Below are 22,059 nucleotides of genomic sequence, written 5' to 3'. Positions count from 1 at the left end.
ATGACGAAGCACCGCAAACCGCTCGGAAAACACCGCCGGATTGTGATCAAGATCGGCTCGGCCCTGCTCGTCGACCGCGCGAGCGGCCTGAAAAAGGCCTGGCTCGACGCCATGTGCAGGGACATAGCGGCGCTGCGCGCCGGCGGCACGGAGGTGCTCGTCGTCTCCTCCGGCGCCATTGCGCTCGGCCGCTCCGTGCTGAAAGTGCCCTCGGGCGCCCTGAAGCTGGAGGAGAGCCAGGCCGCCGCCGCCGTCGGCCAGATCGCGCTGGCCCGCGCCTGGTCGGAAAGCCTCTCGATGGACGGCATCGTCGCCGGCCAGATTCTCCTGACGCTGGGCGATACGGAGGAACGGCGTCGCTACCTCAACGCCCGCGCGACGATCAACCAGCTCCTGAAACTGGGCGCCGTGCCCATCATCAACGAGAACGACACGGTCGCGACGACGGAAATCCGCTACGGCGACAACGATCGGCTCGCCGCGCGCGTCGCCACCATGACCGGCGCCGATCTGCTCGTCCTGCTCTCCGATATCGACGGGCTCTACACGGCTCCGCCGCATCTCGACCCGGAGGCGCGTTTCCTCGAAACCATCGCGGCGATCACGCCCGAGATCGAGGCCATGGCCGGCGGCGCGGCCTCGGAGCTGTCGCGCGGCGGCATGCGCACCAAGATCGATGCCGGCAAGATCGCGACGGGCGCAGGCTGCGCCATGATCATCGCCTCCGGCAAGGTCGACCACCCGCTGCGCGCCGTCGAGCAAGGCGCGCGCTCCTCCTGGTTCGCGCCCTCGGGCTCGCCGGTGACGGCGCGCAAGACCTGGATCGCCGGGCAGCTCCAGCCGGCCGGCCGGCTGGAGATCGACGCCGGCGCGGAAACGGCGCTGACCTCGGGCAAGAGCCTGCTGCCGGCCGGCGTGCGCGGCGTCTGGGGCACGTTCTCGCGCGGCGACACGGTCTCGATCTACGGCACGAACGGGCGCGAGATCGCCCGCGGGCTTGCCGGCTACGACGCGGACGAGGCCCGCATGATCATCGGCAAGAAATCGGCGGAGATCGCCGCCATCCTTGGTTATGCCGGCCGCGCCGCCATGGTGCACAGGGATGACCTCGTGGTGACCGGCCTTTCCGCACCGCTCGCCGCCGAGGCGAAAAAGGACGTCAGCCATGCTTGACCAGGTCAGGACCGATATCGACAGCCTGATGGCCGAGATCGGCCGCAATGCCCGCGCCGCGGCGCGGCCGCTCGCCATCGCCACCGCCGATGCGAAGAACCATGCGCTCGACGCGATGGCCGCGGAAATCCTTGCCGGCCGCGATGCCATCCTCGCCGCCAATGCCGTCGACCTTGCCAATGCCCGGGAAAGCGGCGTCGCCGCCTCCTTCATCGACCGGCTGACGCTGACGGCCGAGCGCATCGAAGGCATTGCGGGCGCGCTCCGCGACATTGCCGGCCTGAAGGACCCGGTCGGCGATGTCATCGCCGAATGGGACCGGCCGAACGGCCTGCATATCGAGCGCGTGCGCACGCCGCTCGGCGTCATCGGCGTCATCTATGAAAGCCGGCCGAACGTGACGGCAGATGCCGGGGCGCTGTGCCTCAAGGCCGGCAATGCCGTGATCCTGCGCGGCGGCTCGGACAGCGTGAATTCATCGCAGGCGATCCATTCCTGCCTCGTCGCCGGCCTCAAGGCCGCCGGCCTGCCGGAACACGCCATCCAGTACGTGCCCGTCACGGACCGTGCCGCCGTCGGCGCCATGCTGTCCGGTCTCGGCGGCACGATCGACGTCATCGTGCCGCGCGGGGGAAAAAGCCTCGTCGCCCGCGTGCAGAGCGAGGCGCGCGTGCCGGTCTTCGCCCATCTCGAAGGCCTCTGCCACATCTATATCGACAAATCCGCCGATCTCGACATGGCGAAGACGATCGTCGTCAACGCGAAGATGCGCCGCACGGGCATCTGCGGCGCGGCGGAGACGCTGCTGATCGACCGCGCCGCGGCCGACACGCATCTCGCGCCGCTTCTTGAAGGCCTGCGCGCCGCCGGCTGCGAGGTGCGTGCGACGGACGAGATCCGCGCCCGGATCGAAAACCTTGTCTCCACGACGGAGGCGGACTGGTCGACCGAATATCTCGACGCCATCATCTCCGTCACGCTCGTCGACGGCATTTCCGGCGCGATCGAGCATATCAACCGCTGGTCTTCCGCCCATACGGAAGCCGTGATCGCCGAGGATCCCGCGGTCGTCGCGCGCTTCTTCACGGAGATCGATTCGGCGATCCTGCTGCACAACGCCTCCACCCAGTTCGCCGATGGCGGCGAGTTCGGCATGGGCGGCGAGATCGGCATCGCGACGGGCAAGATGCATGCGCGCGGGCCTGTCGGCGTCGAGCAGCTCACCTCCTTCAAATACCGCGTGCGCGGCACCGGACAGGTGCGGCCCTAAGTGACGTCGGACGCGGTTGCAGAGCGCTACCTGAGAATGCCGCATGCGGAAAAGGGCATGGCGATCGGCCTGTTCGGCGGCTCGTTCAACCCGCCGCACGAGGGCCATGCGCTGGTCGCGGAAATCGCCCTGCGCCGCCTCGGCCTCGACCAGCTCTGGTGGATGGTGACCCCCGGCAACCCCTTGAAGGACCACCGGAACCTCGCCCCGCTCGCCGAGCGCATCCGCCTCAGCGAGGACATCGCCCCCGGCCCGCGCGTCAAGGTGACGGCCTTCGAGAAGCGGCTTGGCCAGAGCTATACGGCGAAGGCCCTCCAGCGCGTGCAGGCGCTCAACCGCGGCGTCCATTTCGTCTGGATCATGGGCGCCGACAATCTCGGCACCTTCCACCGCTGGCAGAACTGGCAGAAGATCGCCTGCACCTTCCCCATCGCCGTCATCGACCGGCCGGGCTCGACGCTCGCCTATCTCTCCTCACGCATGGCCAAGACCTTCGACTATGCACGCATCGACGAGGAGGATGCGATGTCGCTTGCCGGCCGCCGGGCGCCGGCCTGGACCTTCATCCACGGCCCCCGCTCGCCGCTCAGCTCCACGGCGCTGCGCAGCCAGGCGGCCCTAGAGAAAACCATCCCTCAGAAGTGACGTCTTGAAAGTGGTAACCTTTGATGCCTACATTTGGTAGGTGCCGGCCCGACACGCCGGTGCAAGACGTGCTTGTCCTGTTACACAGAAAGGAACGAACCTGACAACAGTGCACGCGAAGGGAAGCGTCATCGGCGTTTTCTCAAAGAGCGCGGGAAGGGGCGACGATGCCGCCGACCGTGCCCTTCAACTGGTCCTCGCAAGCCTCGAGGACTCGAAGGCAGAAGATATTGTCACCATCAACATTGCCGGCAAATCGGCGCTGGGCGACTACATGGTGGTCGTATCCGGACGCTCGAACCGTCATGTCATGGCGATTGCCGACCACCTCATCTCCGATCTCAAGGACGAAGGCCTGGGCAATGCCCGCGTCGAAGGCCTGGAGGCGGGCGACTGGGTGCTGATCGACACGGGCGATATCATCGTTCACGTGTTCCGGCCGGAAGTCCGGGAGTTCTACAACATCGAACGGATGTGGGCGGCTCCCGAGATCGAGGACGGCACCGTCCATTGAAATGACGCCGGGCGCCTGTCCGGCGAGGAAAAACGGTGGCGCGGCTTAGGCGTCACCCGAACGGACAGGGCTTGCGGCGATGCGGGTTGGACTTTTTGCGGTTGGACGGCTGAAGGCCGGCCCTGAGAAGGATCTTGCGGCCCGCTACATGGACCGTTTCGCCAAGGCCGGCCCCGCGATCGGCCTGGAGCTTGGCAAGCTTGCCGAGGTCGGCGAAAGCCGCGCCGGCAATGCCGAGACGCGCAAGCGCGAGGAAGCGGCCCTGCTGCAGAAGGCGCTGCCCGACGGCGCCGTGCTGATCCTGCTCGACGAGCGCGGCAAGGCGCTCGACTCCCCCGCCTTTGCCGATCTCATCGGCGGGTTTCGCGATGCCGGCAAGCGCGAGCTGATGATCGCCATCGGCGGTGCCGACGGGCTCGATCCCGCCCTCTACGAGCGCGCCGACGCCACGCTCTGCCTTGGCAAGATGACCTGGCCGCACCAGCTCGTGCGCATCCTCATCGCCGAACAGCTCTATCGCGCCGTCACCATTCTCTCCGGCCACCCCTATCACCGTAGCTGACGCAGGCGTCACCGCCGCGCAAGGCTGGAGGCGCAGGATGGGCCGCAGCCGTATTTTCGGCGCGGTTTGTTGGCCAAGTGACGTTCTTGGCGAAAGCGCCAAATCAGCATAGAGCGGGGAGAACGGACGTTCGGGGAGCGATGAGGAAAGCCCAGACAACCAATCGGGGGGAAGGCGCCGGCCGTCTGCTGCGGCCGGCTTGGCTTTGTGCTGCCCTGATGCTGGCGCTTCTGCCCCACCCCATCGCCGCCGAGCCGAACGAGACCGGCGTCGCGCTGGAAAAAACGGGATCGCTGCCGAAGGCCGAGCCCGATCCGGCGGCCGCCCTGACGCTGCGCCGCGACAGCACGCGCCGCGAGCTCGAAGCGCTCTCCCAGTCCATCACGGTCTCCGAAGAGAAGACGAAACAGCTCGAAGCCGAGATCGCCAAGCTGGAAAAGACCCGCCAGACCCTGCGCGAGGAAATCGTCAAATCGGCCGCCATGCGCAAGAGCATGGAGGAAAAGATCCTTGCCGGCGAAAAGCGGCTGGAGGGCATGCGCGAGCGCGAAGCGGGCGTTCGCGCCTCGCTGCACGAGCGCCGCGGCCTCCTGGCTGAGGTTCTCGCCGCGCTCCAGCGCATGGGGCGAAACCCGCCGCCCGCCCTGCTCGTCAATCCGGAGGACGCCCTCTCCTCGGTCAGGAGCGCCATTCTTCTCGGCGCGGTCGTTCCGGGCATCCGCAAGGAAACGGAAGATCTCGTCGACGACCTGACGGCGCTGATGGACATCAAGAGCGACATCGACCGCGAGCGCACGGAACTGACCGATGCCATGCAGCGGCGCATCGAGGAGGAGAAGCGCTCCGAACTGCTGGTCGCCCAGAACGAGGCGCTGGCGCAGACCAACAGCCGCACGCTGGCCGCCGAACGCCGCCGCGCCGAGGAACTCGCCGCCCGCGCCACCAGCCTCGAAGGCCTGATCGGCAGCCTGGAGCGCGACATCGGCTCCGTGCGCGACGCCGCCGCGCTTGCCCGCGCCAAAGAAGAGGAACGCCGGGGCCAGAGCGAGGCCGACCGCGAGAAGGCGAGGGCGCTCGCCCGCGACAGCGTGCCCGACAAAAACCGCATTGCTCCGGCATATGAATTCTCCGAACTGCAGGCGAAACTGGACTTTCCCGTGGCGGGCGACGTTCTGCGCCAATTCGGCGAGGCGGACGGCACCGGCCATGATTCGCAGGGGCTGACGCTGGCGGCCAATCCGGGCGCGCTGGTCACGGCCCCCGCCGATGGATGGATCGTCTTTGCCGGCACGTTCCGCAGTTATGGGCGCATGATCATCCTGAACGCCGGGGAGGGCTACCATCTCGTCCTTGCCGGCATGGACCGGGTGAGCGTGCGGGAGGGTCAGTTCGTCGTGGCGGGAGAACCGCTCGCCGTGATGGGCGAAAAAAGGGTGGCGAGTGTCAACGCTTTGACGCTGGAAACGGACAAGCCGACACTTTACATTGAATTCCGAAAGAACGGAAAACCGGTTGATTCCCGGCCGTGGTGGTCCGCTAAAAATTCTGGAAAGGCACGCAATGATACGTAGGGCTTCTCTTGTTCTCGTCGGTGCACTGATGGGTGCCACGGCGATGAGCGTCATCAACACGGCCACATTGCCGGCCGAAGCCGCCGGCTCGTCGACCTATCGCGAGCTTTCCATCTTCGGCGACGTCTTCGAGCGCGTGCGCGCGCAATACGTGACGCCGCCCAAGGAAGACCAGCTCATCGAGAATGCCATCAACGGCATGCTCACCTCGCTCGATCCGCATTCCTCCTACATGAATGCCAAGGACGCCGAGGACATGCGCACCCAGACGCGCGGCGAATTCGGCGGCCTCGGCATCGAAGTCACGATGGAAGACGAACTCGTCAAGGTCATCACGCCGATCGACGACACGCCGGCCGCCCGCGCGGGCGTGCTTGCGGGCGACTTCATCTCCAAGATCGACGGCCAGGACGTACGCGGCCTGAAGCTGGAGGAAGCGGTCGAGAAGATGCGCGGCGCCGTCAACACGCCGATCAAGCTGACGCTGATCCGCAAGGGCGCCGACAAGCCGATCGAGCTGACCATCATGCGCGACATCATCGCCGTGCGGGCGGTGAAATCCCGCGTCGAGAACGATGTCGGCTATCTCCGCGTCATCTCCTTCACGGAAAAGACCTACGACGACCTGGAAGCCGCGATCACCAAGATCAAGGAAGAGGTTCCGGCCGACAAGCTGAAGGGCTACGTGCTCGACCTGCGCCTCAACCCGGGCGGCCTGCTCGACCAGGCGATCAACGTCTCCGACGCCTTCCTGGAGCGCGGCGAGGTCGTTTCGACCCGCGGCCGCAACGAGGACGAGACCCGCCGCTTCAACGCGACACCGGGCGACATCACCGACGGCAAGCCGGTCATCGTCATGGTCAATGGCGGCTCGGCCTCGGCGTCGGAAATCGTCGCCGGTGCACTGCAGGACCTGCGCCGCGCCACCGTGCTCGGCACGCGCTCCTTCGGCAAGGGTTCCGTCCAGACCATCATCCCGATGGGCGATGCCGGCGCGCTGCGCCTGACGACGGCGCTCTACTACACGCCGTCCGGCAAGTCGATCCAGGGCACCGGCATCACGCCCGACATCACCGTCGAGCAGCCGCTGCCGCCCGAATTGCAGGGCAAGCTGGAAGCCGCCGGCGAATCCAACCTGCGCGGCCACATCCAGGGCCAGAGCGAGACGCAGGAAGGCTCGGGCTCCTCGGCCTACGTCCCGCCGGAAGCCAAGGACGACCTCCAGCTTCAATACGCGCTGGAACTCTTGCGCGGCGAGAAGACCGACAAGGCCTTCCCGGCCAATCCGGAAAAGGCCGAGCTGAAGAAGTAACCCGCCTCCGCCGGGCCCGTGACGCACGGGCCCGGATTTCCCCATGCACCACAAGCATGTCGTGATCGCAGAACCGCCGCACGCTTTTGCGTGACATGCTCTGGAGTCTTGTTTTACCGCATTCTCCGACGCCGAAGCGGTGCCGCTTCGGCTGGAAATGCTCTAGCGGCCGGCGCGGACTGACCTTGGGCACAGACATTCACGCACCTCTCGGCCAGAACCGCAAGGCAAGGCCCCGACCGGCGGGACCGTCGCGGTTCTCCACCGGCACGATCCTGTTCACGCTTGCCGCCATCGGTCTCATCGGCTTTTCGAGCTGGACCGCGACCGCCCCGAGCGGCCTTGACACCACGCCTTACAGCCCCCCGACGGAAGAAACCGCCGCGCAGACGACCGCCGAAGGCAAGGCCGACCAGAAGACGGCGGCGGCGAAGGACGGCGTGCGCCGCGCGAACGGCCTTTCCGGCGCCCGCGTCCAGGAAACGCTGACCGACGACGGCAATGTCGTGCGCACCTACACGCCCGGCACGCGCAGCGGCACCGGCCCGCTCATCATCGAGGCCAACCGCATCGGCCAGGACGCACGCTCCGCCGCCTTCCCGAACGAGGATCTGCTGGAGGAGACGTCCGACGGCAGGATCCCGATCATCGGCCTCGATGGCACGCGGCCGATGGACCAGTACGCCCGCCCCTGGTCCGGCGCGCGCGGCACGCGCATCGCCATCGTCGTCGGCGGGCTCGGCCTCAGCCAGACGGGCACGCAGCGCGCCATCCGCGAACTGCCGGGCGAAGTGACACTCGCCTTCGCCGCCAGCGGCAACAGCCTGTCGCGCTGGATGCAGGAGGCCCGCCGCGGCGGCCACGAGATCCTGCTGCAGATGCCGCTGGAGCCCTTCGACTATCCGCAGAACGACCCCGGCCCCTATACGCTGCGCACCGATCGCGGCGAGGCCGGGAATCTTGCGGAACTGCACCGCGCCATGGCGCAGATCACCAACTATACCGGCATCGTCAATTTCATGGGCGGCCGCTTCCTGTCCGATGCCGACGCGCTGGAGCCCGTCATCCGCGACATTTCGAGCCGCGGCCTTTTCTTCCTCGATGACGGCAGTTCGGCACAGTCGCTGTCCGGCACCCTTGCCGGCGCCGTCGAGGCCCCGCACGCCTTTGCCGACCTCCAGCTCGACGGCGATCTGTCGCGTGAGGCGATCTTGAGGAAGCTCGACGAACTCGAACGCATCGCCCGGCGCAACGGCACGGCGATCGGCATGGCCTCGGCCTTCGATGAAAGTGTGGACGCGATCCGCGAATGGTGCGAGGAAGCAGGCGGCCGCGGCATCGAGATCGTCGGCGTCGCGTCGCTCGCAGCCGTTCCCGCCAAGCAATAGGACATTTCGATGGGCAAGGAAAAGGACAAGGGGATCAGGGCCGAGGACCTGCCGTACCGTCCCTGTGTCGGCATCATGGTGCTGAACGCCGAGAACAAGGTCTGGGCAGGCCGGCGGATTCCCGTCGGCAATTCCGAATATGACGGCTCGCCGCAGCTCTGGCAGATGCCGCAGGGCGGCATCGACAAGGGCGAGGACCCGCTGAAGGCCGCCTATCGCGAACTCTACGAGGAAACCGGCATCCGCAACGTCTCGCTGCTCGCCGATGCCGGCCGCTGGATCAATTACGACCTGCCCGCCCACCTGATCGGCGTTGGCCTCAAGGGCAAGTATCGCGGCCAGACGCAGCGCTGGTACGCGTTCCGCTTCGAGGGCGCGGAGGACGAGATCGCCATCAATCCACCGCCGGGCGGTCACGACGCGGAATTCGACGCCTGGGAATGGAAGCCGATGCGCGATCTGCCGGACCTCATCGTGCCCTTCAAGCGCAAGGTCTACGAGGAGGTCGTCGCGGCCTTCGCGCATCTGGCGCCCTGACGACAGCCGCTCCGGAATTGCGGCAGGAAAAATGCAAAAACCCCGGTCGCAAGACCGGGGTTTTCTGTGTCGGGCGTAGGGCTTGCGCCTTATTCGGCTTCGTTCGCCGGCGCCGCGTTGAGCTGACCGTACTTTTCCTCGCCGAGCTTGCCGAGCAGCTCCAGCTGGGTTTCGAGGAAGTCGATATGACCTTCCTCGTCGGCCAGCAGCTCCTCGAACAGCTTCATGGTGACGTAGTCACCGGCGTCATGACAGATGTCGCGCGATTTCTTGTAGGCCGTGCGGGCGTCGTATTCGCCGGCAAGATCGGCTTCCAGCACTTCCTTGACGTTCTGGCCGATGCGAAGCGGCGCGACGGTCTGGAGGTTCGGATGGCCCTCGAGGAAGATGATGCGGGCGACGAGCTTGTCGGCGTGCTGCATCTCTTCGATCGACTCGGCGCGCTCCTTCTTGGCGAGCAGCGTGTAGCCCCAGTCTTCCAGCAGGCGATAATGAAGCCAGTACTGGTTGACGGCACCGAGTTCGAGATAGAGCGCTTCGTTAAGCTGCTCGATGACTTTTTTGTCGCCTTTCAAGGTCCGCTCTCCTGTTTTCTTCGTGGAATTGTTTGAGGCGGGTCATGAAATCAAATATCTCGTCATCCGTCGAGTGGCGGCCGGCGTGATACTGCTCGGTCGTGCGGATGATGATGTCGACGACATTGGGGAAACAGCCGCAGCAGCGGCCGCGCTTCTGCATGGCGTGATAGACTTTTGCGGGCACGATGAGCTGCCAACAGTCCTCGTCGAGGAGGCTGTTGATCACGTCAACGATTTCCTTTTCGGTGATGAAGTTACAGCTGCAAACCAGCATTTCGTCTTGCCTGCCATACGCAAAGTACTGAGTTTCCGGGATTAAGCAAAAGACGACCCTGACTGTCAAGAATGAACAGGTCAGCCTTGTTGACTCATCAGTTTAGAGTCATTCTAATCTTGATTATAAATGTCGTCTTTTCATAGACTTATGGCCCGGATCGTGCCGTCGAAACACGGCGTGGCTGCGGCAAACTGACCGATCACATTTTGTTGCAGAACCGCCCCGGACCCGATTCCATCGCGCCGGCCGTTCTCCGCTCCTGACAGAGAAGGATCGAATCGACCGGCAGTGCGGTGCGCTCGCGCGCCGATGCACGCGGGACATGCAATTTCATCCCTCGAAAAACGCTGGAAATCGTCTATATGACGGGCAAAGGAGAGCCCATGGCCCGCATTGACCAGACCGAGGATTGGCGCACGCGCCACGCCCCGACCATCAGCGCCTTCGAATCCCTGGCGGTGGAAGCCTATGGCCACCTGCCGGAAGAGTTCCGTGCGCTCACCGGCAACCTCATCATCGAGATCGCCGAGTTCCCGAGCGACGACGTCTTCGAGGACATGGCGCTGGAGACTCCGTTCGACCTGCTCGGCCTTTTCGAAGGCCGCGGCATCACCGAGCGCTTCACCGTCGAGACCGGCGAAATGCCGAACCGCATCACCCTCTACCGCCGCCCCATCCTCGACTATTGGGCGGAGAACGAGGAAACGCTGGGCGACATCGTCACCCATGTCCTCATCCACGAGATCGGCCACCATTTCGGCCTGTCGGACGACGACATGGAACGCATCGAGGCGAGCGCGGAAATCGCGGCCGGCTGAGCCGCCATCACCGAACCGCAGCCGTCTCTTTCGTCATGGTCGGGCTTGACCCGTCCATCCACACGTCATCCTCGGATTAAACCCGAGGATGACGGAGATGAGGGAGGCGAGGTCTGCCGGAACGTCGGCGGCATAGAGCGCACGGGAGCGTATTCTCCCGCTTACTGCTCGGAAAGCTTGATATCGGGCGTATATTCCTTGCCCGGCACATCCTTCACCACCGCCTGGCCGCACTGCATCAGCTTGGTCTCGGCATTGTAGGCATAGGTCGGCGAACCGTGCAGGTCCCAGCCCTTGTTCAGCGCCAGCGTCACCTTGTGGCAGAACGAGGCATCATCAGGGCCGGTGAGGAAGCGGTAGACTTTCATGCTTTCTTCTTTCTGTCATTGATCAGGTCGGCCTTGGCGAGAATGCGCCCGGCCTGGTCGGCATGGAGCTTTTCGACCATGCGGCCGGCAAGGGAGACGACAGCCTTGCCGGCATTGTCGGGCGCAGCGAAGGCCGAGACGATGGCGAGCGCCTCGGCCGCCTCGGCCTCCGTGACGCCATAGGCTTCATTGGCGGCAGCGATCTGCGCGGGATGGATCAGCATCTTGCCGTCAAAGCCCATCTGCCGGCCCTGCCGGCATTCCGCCCCGAAATTCTCGTCGTCGGAAAAATCGTTGAAGACGCTGTCGATGACGTCGAGGCCGCAGGCCCGCGCCGCCACGACGACCTGCAACAGCAGCGGCACGAGGAAGGGGCGGCCGGGAACATCCGCGATACCGGTTTCCTTGCGCAGGTCGTTGAGGCCGACGACGAAACAATCCAGCCGCCCGCCACGCGTGCGGCCCGTCTCGGCGATGGCGGCGAGGTTGAGGAGGGACGCCGCCGTCTCGATCATCGCCCAGAGGCGCGGACCGTCATCCGCCCCCGCTTCGGAAAACCAGTCGGCGACGGTCAGCACGTCCTGCGGTTCGGAGACTTTCGGCAGCAGCACCGCATCGGGCATGCAATCGAGCACCGCCTCAAGGTCGAGCACGCCGTCCGGCCCGTCGAGCGCGTTGATCCGGATGACGTGCTCCTGGCCGGAGGAGCGGTCGAGCGTCTTGAAGTGCTCAACGAGGGCGGCGCGCGCCTCCGCCTTCTTCTCCGGCAGCACGGAATCCTCAAGGTCGAAGATGACGGCATCGCAATCAAGCAGGGCCGACTTGGCGAGCGCCCGCGCGTTGACGGCGGGAACGCTGAGCACCGAGCGGCGCAGGCGAAGCGGATGGTGATGCGGTGTCCTGTTCATCCGCCCTTTTTGCCGCGCTTTGCCACGGCCCGCAAGCGCCGCGACATCGCTCTTGCACGCAGGACGCTTTGGCGCACCGGATCCGGCGCATTCGGCCTTGCAATGAACAAATTCGCCCCCCACATTGCTTTATAGAGAAAGGGCAAATCAAAATGCAGCGCATCCGCTCCGTCGTCTTCACCGTCTTCACCATGCTTGTCGCAGGCGCGACCTTCCTGTTCGCCGCCTCCGTGGGCCTTGCCATTGCCGGCATCGTCGCCGTGCTGATGCTCGGTTCCATGCTCGCCGCCAAGCTCCAGCCGGCTCCGGTCCGCGCCACCGCGCGCAATGACCGCCGGGCGCCCGGTCAGCGCGAACCGCGCATCTGGAACGACGGCCGCGGCACGATCATCGACCTTTAAGAAGGTTTCGCTCCCGAAAGGGACGCCCGGGCGCTTTTCGCGCGCCCGGCATTTGCGTTTGACGCCCGGCTTTCCGGAAGATTCTCCTTCAAATCCGCGGAAAACTCATCTAAACGCTTGTGCCAACCGACATCATCGCATTTCGAGGATTTTCGCATGGACAAGTTCGTCAAGCTGACCGGCGTCGCCGCGCCGCTTCCCGTCGTCAATATCGACACGGACATGATCATTCCGAAGGATTACCTCAAGACGATCAAGCGCACCGGCCTCGGCAAGGGTCTTTTCGCCGAAGCGCGCTACAACGAGGACGGCAGCGTCAACCCGGATTTCGTGCTGAACAAGCCGGCCTACCAGAACGCCTCGATTCTCGTCGCCGGCGACAATTTCGGCTGCGGCTCCTCGCGCGAACACGCGCCCTGGGCCCTGCTCGACTTCGGCATCCGCTGCGTCATCTCCACCAGCTTCGCCGATATCTTCTACAACAACTGTTTCAAGAACGGCATCCTGCCGATCGTCGTCAGCCAGGATGATCTCGACAAGCTGATGGACGACGCCAGCCGCGGCTCCAACGCCATCCTGACCGTCGACCTGGAAGCCCAGGAAATCACCGGTCCCGACGGCGGCCGCATCACGTTCGAGATCGACGCCTTCCGCCGCCACTGCCTGCTGAACGGCCTCGACGACATCGGCCTGACGCTGGAGAAGGCGGCCTCGATCGACACTTTCGAGAAGCAGGCCGCGACCTCGCGCCCCTGGGCTTGAAGAGCATGCGCCGGCTGATCTCGTCCGGCTCTCCCTTCGAAGCGACGGCGGGCTATTCGCGCGCCGTCGTTCAGGGCAACTGGTGCTTCGTGTCGGGCACGACCGGCTACGACTATGCCACGATGACCATGCCCGAAAGCGTCGAGGACCAGACGCGCAACACGCTCGCCACCATCGGCAAGGTTCTGCAGGAGGCCGGTTTCTCCTTCGCCGACGTCGTGCGCTGCCACTACTACGTGACCGACGCCGCCTTCGCCGACCGCGTCTTCCCGATCCTTGGCGAGACCTTCGGAACGATCCGCCCTGCGGCCACCATGGTCGTCTGCGACCTCATCCGGCCGGAAATGCTCATCGAGATCGAAGTCACGGCGCTGCGCGCGAACTAAAGCATGTCGCGCAAACGTGTGCAGCGGTTTTGCGATAACGACATGCGAAAAATCAAAGACCTAAAGCGCGGGAGCAATCTGCAGGATCGCGATGCCGCTTTAGCCGAAAGGCGAAACGCCTCGCGCAAAATTCTTTCTTTTCGACGATTTTCCTTGAACGGAAGTTGCGCTAAGAAGCGCGCGACCATTCCGTGACATCAAGGACAATCCCATGACAGCGCGCACCCTCCTCCTTCTGCCCGGCGACGGCATCGGCCCGGAAGCCATGGCGGAAGTCCGCAAAATCATCGCCTACATGAACGCCGAACGCGGCGCGGGCTTTGAGACCGATGAAGGCCTCGTCGGCGGCTCGGCCTATGATGCCCATGGCGCGGCGATCTCGGAAGGCGACATGGAGAAGGCGCTGGCCGCCGACGCCGTGCTGTTCGGCGCCGTCGGCGGCCCGAAATGGGATGCCGTGCCCTATGAGGTGCGCCCGGAGGCCGGCCTCCTGCGCCTGCGCAAGGACCTGAAACTGTTCGCGAACCTGCGCCCGGCCATCTGCTATCCGGCGCTCGCCAACGCCTCCTCGCTGAAGCCGGAACTCGTCGAAGGCCTCGACATCCTCATCGTGCGCGAGCTCACGGGCGGCGTCTATTTCGGCGAGCCGAAGGAGATCATCGACCTCGGCAACGGCCAGAAGCGCGGCATCGACACGCAGGTCTACGACACCTACGAGATCGAGCGCATCGCCGGCGTCGCCTTCGAACTCGCACGCACGCGCAACAACCGCGTCTGCTCCATGGAAAAGCGCAACGTCATGAAGTCCGGGGTGCTCTGGAACCAGGTGGTGACGGAAACGCACAAGCGCAGCTATTCCGACGTTCAGCTCGAGCACATGCTGGCCGATGCCGGCGGCATGCAGCTCGTGCGCGCGCCGAAGCAGTTCGACGTCATCGTGACGGACAACCTCTTCGGCGACATGCTCTCCGACGTCGCCGCCATGCTGACCGGCTCGCTCGGCATGCTGCCGTCCGCCTCGCTCGGCGCGCCCGACGCCAAGGGACAGCGCAAGGCGCTCTACGAGCCCGTGCACGGCTCGGCGCCGGACATTGCCGGCAAGGGCATCGCCAACCCGATCGCCATGATCGCCTCCTTCGCCATGTGCCTGCGCTACTCCTTCAACATGGTCGCGGACGCCGACAACCTGGAAAAGGCGATCGCCGAGGTGCTCGACAGCGGTATCCGCACCGGCGACATCATGGCCGAAGGCTGCCGCAAGGTCGGCACCGCCGAAATGGGCGACGCCATCCTCGCCGCCTTCAAGAAGCTTTCGGCCTGAGCAATACCCCCTTCATCCGGCCCTTCGGACCATCTTCTCCTCAGTGGGAAGAAGGGGCTGGCAACCGGATGAGGGGACTGTGACCACGACCGAAAAAGGGCTCCCGGCGCCAGCGCTCCGGGAGCCTTTTTCGTTACGGGTCCCTTGAAAAGCGGGCGGCGGCCAACACATGGAAGCCACGCCGTTCTCGAAGGATCGCCATGAACCGACCGCTTGCGACCTCCACGCTCTGGATCTTCGCCCTGACCGCCGTACTCGTCGTGGCCCTCACACCCTTCGATCCCATGCTTTCGCAGCATGCACAGGGCCTGCCCGGCACCATCGTGAGCTTCAACGAGCGCATCACCGATTTCGGCACCTTCAGCTGGATGATCTACGGCTCCGGCTTCACCGTCATCCTCGCCTATATCGTCCACCGGGTCAGCCGGAACGAGACATTGGTGGGCCGGGCAAGGACGGCGCGGCGGCTGTCGCTCTATTTCTTCCTTACGATCGGCGCCGCAAGCGCCCTCGTCCATCTCTTCAAGATCATCGTGGGGCGCGCACGGCCGGAGCTTTTTGCCGAACTCGGCGCCTACAGCCTGACGCCCTTCGCCAACGACAACCTGTTCCAGAGCTTCCCTTCCGGCCATTCCGCCGCCGTCGGCTCGTTTTTCGGCGCCTTTTCCATGCTGGCGCCGCGGCTGCGCCCGCTCTTCTTCCTGGGCGCGCTGGCGATCGGCATCTCCCGCGTCATCGTCGGGGCGCACTATCCGAGCGACGTCGCCGCCGGCCTCCTGCTCGGCCTCTGGACGGCCATCGCCACGGCCTTCTTCTTTGCCAGCCGGGAATGGCTCTTCCGCTTCGACGCGCGCGGCTGGCCGCTGCCGAAATCCCTGCTGCCGCCCAAGGGCCAATAAAAAACCCGGCCCGTGTCGCCACGGGCCGGGTCGCCATGAACTATCGGAAGGGGGAGATCAATCCATGGCGTGGATGTCGCGGTCCTTCGTTTCCGGCAGGAAGAGAAGACCGATGACCAGCGTGATGCCAGCGAAGACGATCGGGTACCAGAGGCCGTAGTAGATGTCGCCCTGGGCCGCGCTCATCGCGAAGGCCGTCGCCGGAAGCAGGCCGCCGAACCAGCCGTTGCCGATATGGTAGGGCAGCGACATGCCGGTGTAGCGGATGCGGGTCGGGAACAGCTCGACCAGCAGGGCGGCGATCGGGCCGTAGACCATCGTGACGTAGATCACGAGAACGGTCAGCACGGCGATGATCGTGATCCAGTTCACGCGCGCCGGATCGGCCACCATGGTGAAGGCACCGCCCTTGTCGATCGTGTAGACCGCCATGTCGGAGACCCCGGCGGCTTCCTCGGCCGTCAGCAGCTTGGCCGTGACGAGGTCGGCAGCCGGCATGGTCGCCTTCTCGCCGGCGCGGATGGCGGCGGCATCGAGGGCGAGTTCCGGGTTGCCTGCGATGAAGGCATCCAGCTTGGAATCCGGAACCTTGACCGCACCGCGGACCAGCGGGTAACCGTTCGCCTGCAGGGCCAGGTTGGTTTCCTTCTGGAAGGCCGCGTCGAGCGTCTTGACCTGGTCGGCCGAAGCGATGGCATCGTAGCTCGAGATCGTCTTGTCGCCGATCTGAACCGTTGCCGCCGTGCCGGCAGCCGCCGTTGTGACGACGTCATAGGGCACCGAGTTGCGGGTCAGGAACGAGGTCGCGATATCGCACGAGGTGGTGAACTTCGCCGTGCCGGTCGGGTTGAACTGGAACTTGCAGTCGCCCGGAGCAGCGGTAACCGTTGCGCGGATCGTGTCCTGCGCCGTTGCCAGCGCCGGGTTGCCGGCCCAGGTCAAAGCCTTGAACAGCGGGAAGTAGGTCAGCATGGCGAGCACCAGGCCGGCCATGATGATCGGCTTGCGGCCGATCTTGTCCGACAGCCAGCCGAAGAAGACGAAGAAGCCGGTGCCGATCAGCAGCGAGCAGGCGACCATGATATTGGCCGACTGGCTCTCGACCTTGAGAACGCCCGTCAGGAAGAAGAGCGCATAGAACTGGCCGGAATACCAGACGACGGCCTGGCCGACGACGGCGCCGAAGAGCGCGAGCAGCGCGATCTTGGCGTTGCGCCACTGGCCGAAGGCTTCCGTCAGCGGTGCCTTGGAGCCCTTGCCTTCTTCCTTCATCTTCGCGAAGGCCGGCGATTCGTTCATCTTCAGACGGATCCAGACGGAAACGCCGAGGAGCACGACCGACAGCAGGAACGGAATGCGCCAGCCCCATTCGGCGAAGGCTTCCTTGCCGACGATGAACTGCACCGCGAGGATGACGATCAGCGACAGGAACAGGCCGAGCGTCGCCGTCGTCTGGATCCACGAGGTGAAGTAACCGCGTCTGCCGTCCGGAGCGTGCTCGGCCACGTAGGTCGCGGCACCGCCATATTCCCCACCGAGCGCCAGACCCTGCAGCATGCGCAGGATGATCAGGATGATCGGCGCGGCAATGCCGATGGTGGCGGCACCGGGCAGGAGGCCCACGACGAAGGTCGAGACGCCCATGATCAGGATGGTGACGAGGAAGGTGTACTTGCGGCCGACGAGGTCGCCGAGGCGGCCGAACACCAGCGCACCGAACGGACGCACGAGGAAGCCGGCGGCGAAGGCGAGCAGCGCGAAGATGTTGCGCGTCGTCTCCGGATACTGGCTGAAGAAGGTGGCGCCGATATAGATCGCCAGCGAGCCGTAAAGATAGAAGTCGTACCACTCGAAAACGGTGCCGAGCGAAGAGGCGAAGATCACCTTCTTCTGCTCGCCCGTCATGGGCGCAGCCTTGGCGTTGCCCACGGTCGAAACATTTGCCATTTCATTGTCCTCCACGAAAACGGCGTAGCGGGGCAGCCCATGACGGTCCGGAGTTTCTCCCTAAAAACACCGGACGGGGTGCGCCTGATGAAAGGATGGCAGAAAACGCCTTGCTGCATCAGCGCTGCTTTGGGCTTATGACTTTCGGCGTAAGACTTAAGTCGAGGGCGCTGGCGAAATCCCGGATCGTTCACGCAAGGCTTGACTCTTCGGCAGATGAGCGTATTCAGCACGCACGCAAAGGAACCGCCATGTACCGCTATGGTCTCGCCATCGCCCGCATGATCGCTCCGGCCTTCACCGCCGGACGGGTTCGTCATTGCGTATCGATTTCCAAAACAATGGCCAAAACGACGACGAAAACCGTCTGACGTCTCTGGCCACCGCTCTCTCCCCGGTATGGCCGGGGACCGGAACCCGCGTCATGGCCGGCGGGTTTCACCTCCTGAACCCGCGGAGAGACAGAGAAAGAGAGCTTTAGACATGGGTTTCAAGATCGCAGTCGCCGGCGCGACCGGCAATGTCGGCCGCGAAATGCTGAACATCCTTTCCGAGCGCGGTTTCCCGGCTGACGAAGTCGTGGCGCTCGCCTCCGCCCGTTCGCAGGGCACCGAGGTCTCCTTCGGCGACAGGACGCTGAAGGTGCAGAACCTCGAAAACTACGATTTCTCCGACACGGACATCTGCCTGATGTCGGCCGGCGGCACGGTTTCGCAGAAGTATTCGCCGAAGATCGGCGCCCAGGGCTGCGTCGTCATCGACAACTCCTCGGCCTGGCGCTACGACGCCGACGTGCCGCTGATCGTTCCGGAAGTGAACCCCGACGCCGTCACGCAGTTCACCCGCAAGAACATCATCGCGAACCCCAATTGCTCGACCGCCCAGCTCGTCGTCGCGCTGAAGCCGCTGCACGACCGCGCCACCATCAAGCGCGTCGTCGTGTCGACCTACCAGTCGGTCTCCGGCGCCGGCAAGGATGGCATGGACGAACTATTCAACCAGACCCGCGCCGTCTTCGTCGCCGATCCGATCGAATCGAAGAAGTTCACCAAGCGCATCGCCTTCAACGTCATCCCGCACATCGACGTGTTCATGGAGGACGGCTACACGAAGGAAGAGTGGAAGGTTCTCGCCGAGACCAAGAAGATGCTCGACCCGAAGATCAAGGTGACCTGCACGGCCGTGCGCGTTCCCGTCTTCATCGGCCATTCCGAATCGGTCAACATCGAATTCGAGAAGGAAATCACGGCGGACGAGGCCCGCGAGATCCTGCGCGAGGCGCCGGGTTGCCAGGTTATCGACAAGCACGAGAACGGCGGCTACATCACCCCGTACGAATCGGCCGGCGAGGATGCCACCTACATTTCGCGCATCCGCGAAGACGCGACGGTCGAGAACGGCCTCAACATGTGGGTCGTCTCCGACAACCTGCGCAAGGGTGCCGCGCTCAACGCCATCCAGATCGCGGAGCTGCTCGTTGCCCGCGGCCTGATCAAGGCGAAGAAGCAGGCTGCCTGACGGCGGAAAGCGGAGCGCATCGCCTTTTCGAGAAAATTGGCAACGCTCCCTTAATCAATTTTAAATAAAAGTCCCGGTTGTTCCGTCTGAGGACAATCGGGACTTCGCTTTGAAGCGGTCCCGGCGGCATCGCCGGAACGGTTCACGGCAAGGTGCGATGACAGGAACAGGAGAGCATGGCATGCTTTCCCAGCGGAATTGACGAGATCACGGGGTTTTTCATGGGCATGACAAAGAGCGTGGCCAAGGTGCTGGCCGCAATGATCGCCATGGCGGCAGTGCCGGCGGTGGCCGAAGCGGCCAAGTGCGGCAACGACGGGGGCGGTTTTCCGGCCTGGGTAGAGGCGTTCAAGGACGAGGCGGCCGGCCGCGGCATCAGCCGTTCGACGATCGACAAGGCCTTCTCCAATGTCAGCTATGCCCGCGCCACGATCCGCGCCGACCGCGGCCAGAAGAGCTTCAAGCTCTCGCTCGAACAGTTCATGCAGAAGCGTGGCGGCCAGGCGATCATCCGCCGCGGCAAGAGCCTGAAGAAGCAGAATGCCGCGCTCTTCCAGCGCATCGAGGCGCGCTACGGCGTGCCGGCCGGCCCGCTGCTCGCCATCTGGGGCATGGAAACCGGCTTCGGCGGCTTCCTCGGCAAGGAACACACGATCTCGGCCGTCGCGACGCTCGCCTATGACTGCCGCCGGTCGGACTATTTCACCAATCAGCTCTACGCCACGCTCCAGCTCGTGCAGAAGGGCATCCTGTCGACCTCGGCCCGCGGCGCGGCGCATGGCGAAATCGGCCAGACGCAGTTCCTGCCGGCCAATGTGCTGAAATACGGCGTCGACGGCGACGGCAACGGCCGTATCGACCTCGTCGGTTCCAAGGCCGACGCGCTCGCCTCCACGGCCAACTTCCTGCGCGGCCACGGCTGGAGCGCCGGCGGCGGCTACCAGCCGGGCCAGACCAATTTCAGCGCGTTGCAGGGTTGGAACGCGGCGAGCGTCTACCAGCGCGCGATCGCCATCATCGGTGCGGAAATCGACGGCGACTGATCGGCCCCGGGCCTCTCTCTGGCCATGGTCGGGTTTGACCCGACCATCCACGCTGCGGATACGGCGGTGGATTCTCGATGAGGCCGAGAGTGGGAAAAGAGCGATATATCAATAAGATAACCCGGTGCGAGCCTTCGCGCCGGGTTTTTCGTTATATGCCGGGGCGCTGGAAGTCGCCGGTCTTGGCGTCCATGATCCACAATTCGCCCGTCGAAATATCGAACCAGGCACCGTGGAGCTGGATGCGGCCGCGCTCTTCCAGGATGCGCACGCAGGGGAAGCTGCGCAGGTTGGTGAGCGAATTGCGGATCGAGACGCGCTCCAGCGCACGCTGGCGCTCGCCCTGGGTCAGGATCTCGGCGCCCTGGATCTGTTCGGCGACGGGCTTCAGCATGCCCATCCACTTGCCGATGAAATCACCGGGCGACAGCGGCTCGGCATCCGGATCGAGCGCCGCGGAAATGCCGCCGCAGCGGCCATGGCCCATCACCACGATATCGCTGACCTTCAGCGACTGCACGGCGAATTCGAGCGCCGCCGACGTCGCATGGAACTGGCCGTCCGGCTCGTAGGGCGGCACGAGGTTGGCGACGTTGCGCACCACGAAGAGCTCGCCCGGCCCGCTGTCGAAGATCGTCTCCGGCGCGGCGCGGGAATCGCAACAGGCGATCACGAGTGTCTTCGGTTTCTGGCCCGTCTCGGCCAATGCCCTGTAGCGCGCCGACTGCTCGGCGTAACGGCCGGACATGAAGTTGCGGTAGCCGTTCAGAAGACGATCGGGAAAACGGTTCATGGCGTCGGAATACCCCCGTGTAACAATCTACCGGATGAGGCCCCATCCGACCCTGCATAAACCATTCCGAAAGGCAGGGCGCAAGGCCGGATCGTTCAGGATCGCCGCGGCTGGGCCGGATGCACGAGGCGGCGCATGTGCACCATCGCCATGGGCGTGGAAATGCTGGAGGCGTCCTGTTCGAGCGTCAGCTCGTCGGCACCGCGCTTGGCTGTGCGTGCGACGATCTCGAAGACGCTGGCGGTCGCCATCATCAGGGCGCGCTCCTCCGGCAGGCCCTCCATCATCCGGGAGAGGAAGATCGCGGCCAGAAGGTCCCCCGTGCCGTTCGGCGGATTCGGCACGAGCCGGTGTTCCGCCAGCAGCGCATGGCGCCCGGAGAGATAGAGATTGCCGGTGCTCCCCGCCATCAGCGCCAGCGAGGAGGTGACGAGCATGCGGGCAGGCCCGAGCGACAGCGCCGCCTCCATGATCGCCCCGTTGGTCTCGAGCGGCGCGCCGGCAAGCCAGGCAAGCTCGAAGCGGTTGGGCGTGGCGATCGAGGCGAGGGGGATCAGCGCATCGCGGATCGCCACGGCCGTATCCTCCGGAACGTAAAGGCCGCGATCGTCGCCGCAGACCGGATCGCACATATAGACGAGATCGGGATTTTCCGCCCGCAGGGCCGTGACGAGCCGCGCCACCGAATGGGCCTGCGCAGCACTGCCGAGATAGCCGGACAGCACCGCCTTGACCTCGCCCCGCCAGGGCGCGCGGATGAGATCGGAGATCATCGCGTCGAAATCGTCAGCGGAAATCGCCACCCGCGTCGAACGCCCGCGACCGGGATGCCAGGGCAGGATGACGGTCGGCAGCGCCCAGACCGGATGGCCGAGCGTCTCGAGCGCGAAGACGGCGGCGCGGTTGCCCACCGTGCCGCGCACCACATGGCTCGAAATCACGATGACCGCGCCCTTGTCGCTCTCGTTCATAACCGGCTCCCCTGGTTCCGGCCGAGTGATGACAAGGGGGTCATTTCCTGTCAACGCCCACCCCTTTTTCGACCGTCGGCCGAAACGGGGAAAAAAG

25 protein-coding genes are annotated in these 22,059 nt (G+C 64.9%); 18 read left to right on the top strand and 7 right to left on the bottom strand.

The window, feature by feature from the left end; genetic code table 11:
* From proB to EV665_RS18050, 9 genes are all read left to right on the top strand, one after another.
* Positions 1-1,173: a glutamate 5-kinase gene (gene proB, locus EV665_RS18090; protein WP_064331933.1), complete on the top strand. Its 1,173-nt coding sequence runs from the start codon at positions 1-3 to the stop codon at positions 1,171-1,173.
* Positions 1,166-2,443: a glutamate-5-semialdehyde dehydrogenase gene (locus EV665_RS18085; RefSeq protein ID WP_133035159.1), complete on the top strand. Its 1,278-nt coding sequence runs from the start codon at positions 1,166-1,168 to the stop codon at positions 2,441-2,443. Before proB ends, EV665_RS18085 begins: the two co-directional genes overlap by 8 nt.
* A gap of 36 nt (positions 2,444-2,479) precedes the next feature.
* Positions 2,480-3,088 carry a nicotinate-nucleotide adenylyltransferase gene (locus EV665_RS18080; protein ID WP_133035192.1) on the top strand — a complete coding sequence of 203 codons (609 nt, stop codon included), beginning with the start codon at positions 2,480-2,482 and terminating at the stop codon, positions 3,086-3,088.
* Between the two features lie 40 nt (positions 3,089-3,128).
* The gene (gene rsfS, locus EV665_RS18075; RefSeq protein ID WP_064331936.1) at positions 3,129-3,602 is read left to right on the top strand and encodes a ribosome silencing factor; all 474 of its coding nucleotides are present in this window, start codon (positions 3,129-3,131) and stop codon (positions 3,600-3,602) included.
* A gap of 79 nt (positions 3,603-3,681) precedes the next feature.
* Positions 3,682-4,164: a 23S rRNA (pseudouridine(1915)-N(3))-methyltransferase RlmH gene (rlmH, locus tag EV665_RS18070; protein WP_064331937.1), complete on the top strand. Its 483-nt coding sequence runs from the start codon at positions 3,682-3,684 to the stop codon at positions 4,162-4,164.
* Positions 4,165-4,382: 218 nt separating this feature from the next.
* Positions 4,383-5,735 carry a murein hydrolase activator EnvC family protein gene (locus EV665_RS18065; RefSeq protein WP_245507754.1) on the top strand — a complete coding sequence of 451 codons (1,353 nt, stop codon included), beginning with the start codon at positions 4,383-4,385 and terminating at the stop codon, positions 5,733-5,735.
* The gene (locus tag EV665_RS18060; RefSeq protein ID WP_064331939.1) at positions 5,725-7,047 is read left to right on the top strand and encodes a S41 family peptidase; all 1,323 of its coding nucleotides are present in this window, start codon (positions 5,725-5,727) and stop codon (positions 7,045-7,047) included. The genes EV665_RS18065 and EV665_RS18060 overlap by 11 nt, the downstream gene beginning before the upstream one ends.
* A 185-nt stretch (positions 7,048-7,232) precedes the next feature.
* Positions 7,233-8,435 (top strand): divergent polysaccharide deacetylase family protein, encoded by a 1,203-nt coding sequence (locus tag EV665_RS18055; protein WP_133035157.1) that lies wholly within the window; start codon positions 7,233-7,235, stop codon positions 8,433-8,435.
* Between the two features lie 9 nt (positions 8,436-8,444).
* Positions 8,445-8,972, top strand: coding sequence for an RNA pyrophosphohydrolase (locus EV665_RS18050; RefSeq protein WP_064331941.1), 528 nt, complete (start codon positions 8,445-8,447; stop codon positions 8,970-8,972).
* Between the two features lie 89 nt (positions 8,973-9,061).
* Here the strand turns inward: EV665_RS18050 and bfr are convergent, their stop codons facing one another.
* Together bfr and EV665_RS18040 are read right to left on the bottom strand one after the other, a co-directional pair.
* Entirely contained in the window at positions 9,062-9,547 is a 486-nt protein-coding gene (gene bfr / locus EV665_RS18045; protein ID WP_064331942.1) for a bacterioferritin, read from the bottom strand.
* A complete protein-coding gene (locus EV665_RS18040) occupies positions 9,513-9,824 on the bottom strand; it encodes a (2Fe-2S)-binding protein (RefSeq protein ID WP_064331943.1) in 312 nt (103 codons plus the stop codon). Before EV665_RS18040 ends, bfr begins: the two co-directional genes overlap by 35 nt.
* A 386-nt stretch (positions 9,825-10,210) precedes the next feature.
* Between EV665_RS18040 and EV665_RS18035 the strand changes: the two genes are divergently transcribed.
* Complete coding sequence (locus tag EV665_RS18035; protein WP_064331944.1) at positions 10,211-10,645, top strand: metallopeptidase family protein; 435 nt, start codon at positions 10,211-10,213, stop codon at positions 10,643-10,645.
* A gap of 161 nt (positions 10,646-10,806) precedes the next feature.
* Here the strand turns inward: EV665_RS18035 and EV665_RS18030 are convergent, their stop codons facing one another.
* Positions 10,807-11,013: a DUF1737 domain-containing protein gene (locus tag EV665_RS18030; RefSeq protein WP_023517284.1), complete on the bottom strand. Its 207-nt coding sequence runs from the start codon at positions 11,011-11,013 to the stop codon at positions 10,807-10,809.
* Positions 11,010-11,921 (bottom strand): HpcH/HpaI aldolase/citrate lyase family protein, encoded by a 912-nt coding sequence (locus EV665_RS18025; RefSeq protein WP_133035156.1) that lies wholly within the window; start codon positions 11,919-11,921, stop codon positions 11,010-11,012. Before EV665_RS18025 ends, EV665_RS18030 begins: the two co-directional genes overlap by 4 nt.
* Positions 11,922-12,073: 152 nt before the next feature.
* Here EV665_RS18025 and EV665_RS18020 point away from each other — a divergent pair, with 152 nt between their 5' ends.
* The 5 genes from EV665_RS18020 (at position 12,074) to EV665_RS17995 (ending at position 15,690) form a co-directional block, all read left to right on the top strand.
* Complete coding sequence (locus EV665_RS18020; RefSeq protein WP_133035155.1) at positions 12,074-12,322, top strand: hypothetical protein; 249 nt, start codon at positions 12,074-12,076, stop codon at positions 12,320-12,322.
* A 156-nt stretch (positions 12,323-12,478) separates the two neighbouring features.
* Positions 12,479-13,084 carry a 3-isopropylmalate dehydratase small subunit gene (gene leuD, locus EV665_RS18015; RefSeq protein ID WP_064331947.1) on the top strand — a complete coding sequence of 202 codons (606 nt, stop codon included), beginning with the start codon at positions 12,479-12,481 and terminating at the stop codon, positions 13,082-13,084.
* Positions 13,085-13,089: 5 nt separating this feature from the next.
* Positions 13,090-13,470, top strand: coding sequence for a RidA family protein (locus EV665_RS18010; protein WP_064331948.1), 381 nt, complete (start codon positions 13,090-13,092; stop codon positions 13,468-13,470).
* Positions 13,471-13,681: 211 nt separating this feature from the next.
* Positions 13,682-14,791, top strand: a complete 1,110-nt coding sequence (leuB, locus tag EV665_RS18000; protein WP_064331949.1) for a 3-isopropylmalate dehydrogenase — start codon at positions 13,682-13,684, stop codon at positions 14,789-14,791.
* A 200-nt stretch (positions 14,792-14,991) separates the two neighbouring features.
* Entirely contained in the window at positions 14,992-15,690 is a 699-nt protein-coding gene (locus EV665_RS17995; protein WP_133035153.1) for a phosphatase PAP2 family protein, read from the top strand.
* Between the two features lie 57 nt (positions 15,691-15,747).
* Here EV665_RS17995 and EV665_RS17990 read toward each other — a convergent pair whose 3' ends face one another.
* Complete coding sequence (locus EV665_RS17990) at positions 15,748-17,637, bottom strand: MFS transporter (RefSeq protein ID WP_064331951.1); 1,890 nt, start codon at positions 17,635-17,637, stop codon at positions 15,748-15,750.
* Between the two features lie 95 nt (positions 17,638-17,732).
* On the opposite strand from EV665_RS17990, the gene EV665_RS17985 reads away from it, so the two are divergent.
* The 3 genes from EV665_RS17985 to EV665_RS17975 all read left to right on the top strand — a co-directional run bounded on the left by EV665_RS17985 (position 17,733) and on the right by EV665_RS17975 (position 20,198).
* Positions 17,733-18,008, top strand: a complete 276-nt coding sequence (locus EV665_RS17985; RefSeq protein ID WP_133035152.1) for a hypothetical protein — start codon at positions 17,733-17,735, stop codon at positions 18,006-18,008.
* 112 nt (positions 18,009-18,120) lie between these two features.
* Positions 18,121-19,155, top strand: coding sequence for an aspartate-semialdehyde dehydrogenase (locus tag EV665_RS17980; RefSeq protein ID WP_064331952.1), 1,035 nt, complete (start codon positions 18,121-18,123; stop codon positions 19,153-19,155).
* Between the two features lie 221 nt (positions 19,156-19,376).
* Complete coding sequence (locus EV665_RS17975) at positions 19,377-20,198, top strand: lytic murein transglycosylase (RefSeq protein ID WP_064332712.1); 822 nt, start codon at positions 19,377-19,379, stop codon at positions 20,196-20,198.
* A 151-nt stretch (positions 20,199-20,349) separates the two neighbouring features.
* Here EV665_RS17975 and EV665_RS17970 read toward each other — a convergent pair whose 3' ends face one another.
* The gene (locus EV665_RS17970; protein WP_064331953.1) at positions 20,350-20,991 is read right to left on the bottom strand and encodes a carbonic anhydrase; all 642 of its coding nucleotides are present in this window, start codon (positions 20,989-20,991) and stop codon (positions 20,350-20,352) included.
* Between the two features lie 95 nt (positions 20,992-21,086).
* On the bottom strand, positions 21,087-21,962 hold the full coding sequence (pdxY, locus tag EV665_RS17965) for a pyridoxal kinase PdxY (protein WP_064331954.1): 876 nt from the start codon (positions 21,960-21,962) through the stop codon (positions 21,087-21,089).
* Positions 21,963-22,059 lie beyond the last annotated feature (97 nt).

Source organism: Shinella granuli, from assembly GCF_004341885.1.
GTDB classification, from domain to species: domain Bacteria; phylum Pseudomonadota; class Alphaproteobacteria; order Rhizobiales; family Rhizobiaceae; genus Shinella; species Shinella granuli.
The sequence above is the reverse complement of the archived record's forward strand: the minus strand, read 5'-3'. Positions and strand labels throughout refer to the sequence as shown.

Excerpts from the sequence above, each read along its gene's own strand:
- proB (WP_064331933.1), top strand. The coding sequence starts at position 1 with ATGACGAAGCACCGCAAACCGCTCGGAAAACACCGCCGGATTGTGATC.
- EV665_RS18085 (WP_133035159.1), top strand. The coding sequence starts at position 1,166 with ATGCTTGACCAGGTCAGGACCGATATCGACAGCCTGATGGCCGAGATC.
- EV665_RS18080 (WP_133035192.1), top strand. The coding sequence starts at position 2,480 with ATGCCGCATGCGGAAAAGGGCATGGCGATCGGCCTGTTCGGCGGCTCG.
- rlmH (WP_064331937.1), top strand. The coding sequence starts at position 3,682 with ATGCGGGTTGGACTTTTTGCGGTTGGACGGCTGAAGGCCGGCCCTGAG.
- EV665_RS18065 (WP_245507754.1), top strand. The coding sequence starts at position 4,383 with ATGCTGGCGCTTCTGCCCCACCCCATCGCCGCCGAGCCGAACGAGACC.
- EV665_RS18060 (WP_064331939.1), top strand. The coding sequence starts at position 5,725 with ATGATACGTAGGGCTTCTCTTGTTCTCGTCGGTGCACTGATGGGTGCC.
- EV665_RS18050 (WP_064331941.1), top strand. The coding sequence starts at position 8,445 with ATGGGCAAGGAAAAGGACAAGGGGATCAGGGCCGAGGACCTGCCGTAC.
- EV665_RS18040 (WP_064331943.1), bottom strand. The coding sequence starts at position 9,824 with ATGCTGGTTTGCAGCTGTAACTTCATCACCGAAAAGGAAATCGTTGAC.
- EV665_RS18035 (WP_064331944.1), top strand. The coding sequence starts at position 10,211 with ATGGCCCGCATTGACCAGACCGAGGATTGGCGCACGCGCCACGCCCCG.
- EV665_RS18030 (WP_023517284.1), bottom strand. The coding sequence starts at position 11,013 with ATGAAAGTCTACCGCTTCCTCACCGGCCCTGATGATGCCTCGTTCTGC.
- EV665_RS18025 (WP_133035156.1), bottom strand. The coding sequence starts at position 11,921 with ATGAACAGGACACCGCATCACCATCCGCTTCGCCTGCGCCGCTCGGTG.
- EV665_RS18020 (WP_133035155.1), top strand. The coding sequence starts at position 12,074 with ATGCAGCGCATCCGCTCCGTCGTCTTCACCGTCTTCACCATGCTTGTC.
- leuD (WP_064331947.1), top strand. The coding sequence starts at position 12,479 with ATGGACAAGTTCGTCAAGCTGACCGGCGTCGCCGCGCCGCTTCCCGTC.
- EV665_RS18010 (WP_064331948.1), top strand. The coding sequence starts at position 13,090 with ATGCGCCGGCTGATCTCGTCCGGCTCTCCCTTCGAAGCGACGGCGGGC.
- leuB (WP_064331949.1), top strand. The coding sequence starts at position 13,682 with ATGACAGCGCGCACCCTCCTCCTTCTGCCCGGCGACGGCATCGGCCCG.
- EV665_RS17995 (WP_133035153.1), top strand. The coding sequence starts at position 14,992 with ATGAACCGACCGCTTGCGACCTCCACGCTCTGGATCTTCGCCCTGACC.
- EV665_RS17990 (WP_064331951.1), bottom strand. The coding sequence starts at position 17,637 with ATGGCAAATGTTTCGACCGTGGGCAACGCCAAGGCTGCGCCCATGACG.
- EV665_RS17985 (WP_133035152.1), top strand. The coding sequence starts at position 17,733 with ATGGCAGAAAACGCCTTGCTGCATCAGCGCTGCTTTGGGCTTATGACT.
- EV665_RS17980 (WP_064331952.1), top strand. The coding sequence starts at position 18,121 with ATGGGTTTCAAGATCGCAGTCGCCGGCGCGACCGGCAATGTCGGCCGC.
- EV665_RS17975 (WP_064332712.1), top strand. The coding sequence starts at position 19,377 with ATGGGCATGACAAAGAGCGTGGCCAAGGTGCTGGCCGCAATGATCGCC.
- EV665_RS17970 (WP_064331953.1), bottom strand. The coding sequence starts at position 20,991 with ATGAACCGTTTTCCCGATCGTCTTCTGAACGGCTACCGCAACTTCATG.
- pdxY (WP_064331954.1), bottom strand. The coding sequence starts at position 21,962 with ATGAACGAGAGCGACAAGGGCGCGGTCATCGTGATTTCGAGCCATGTG.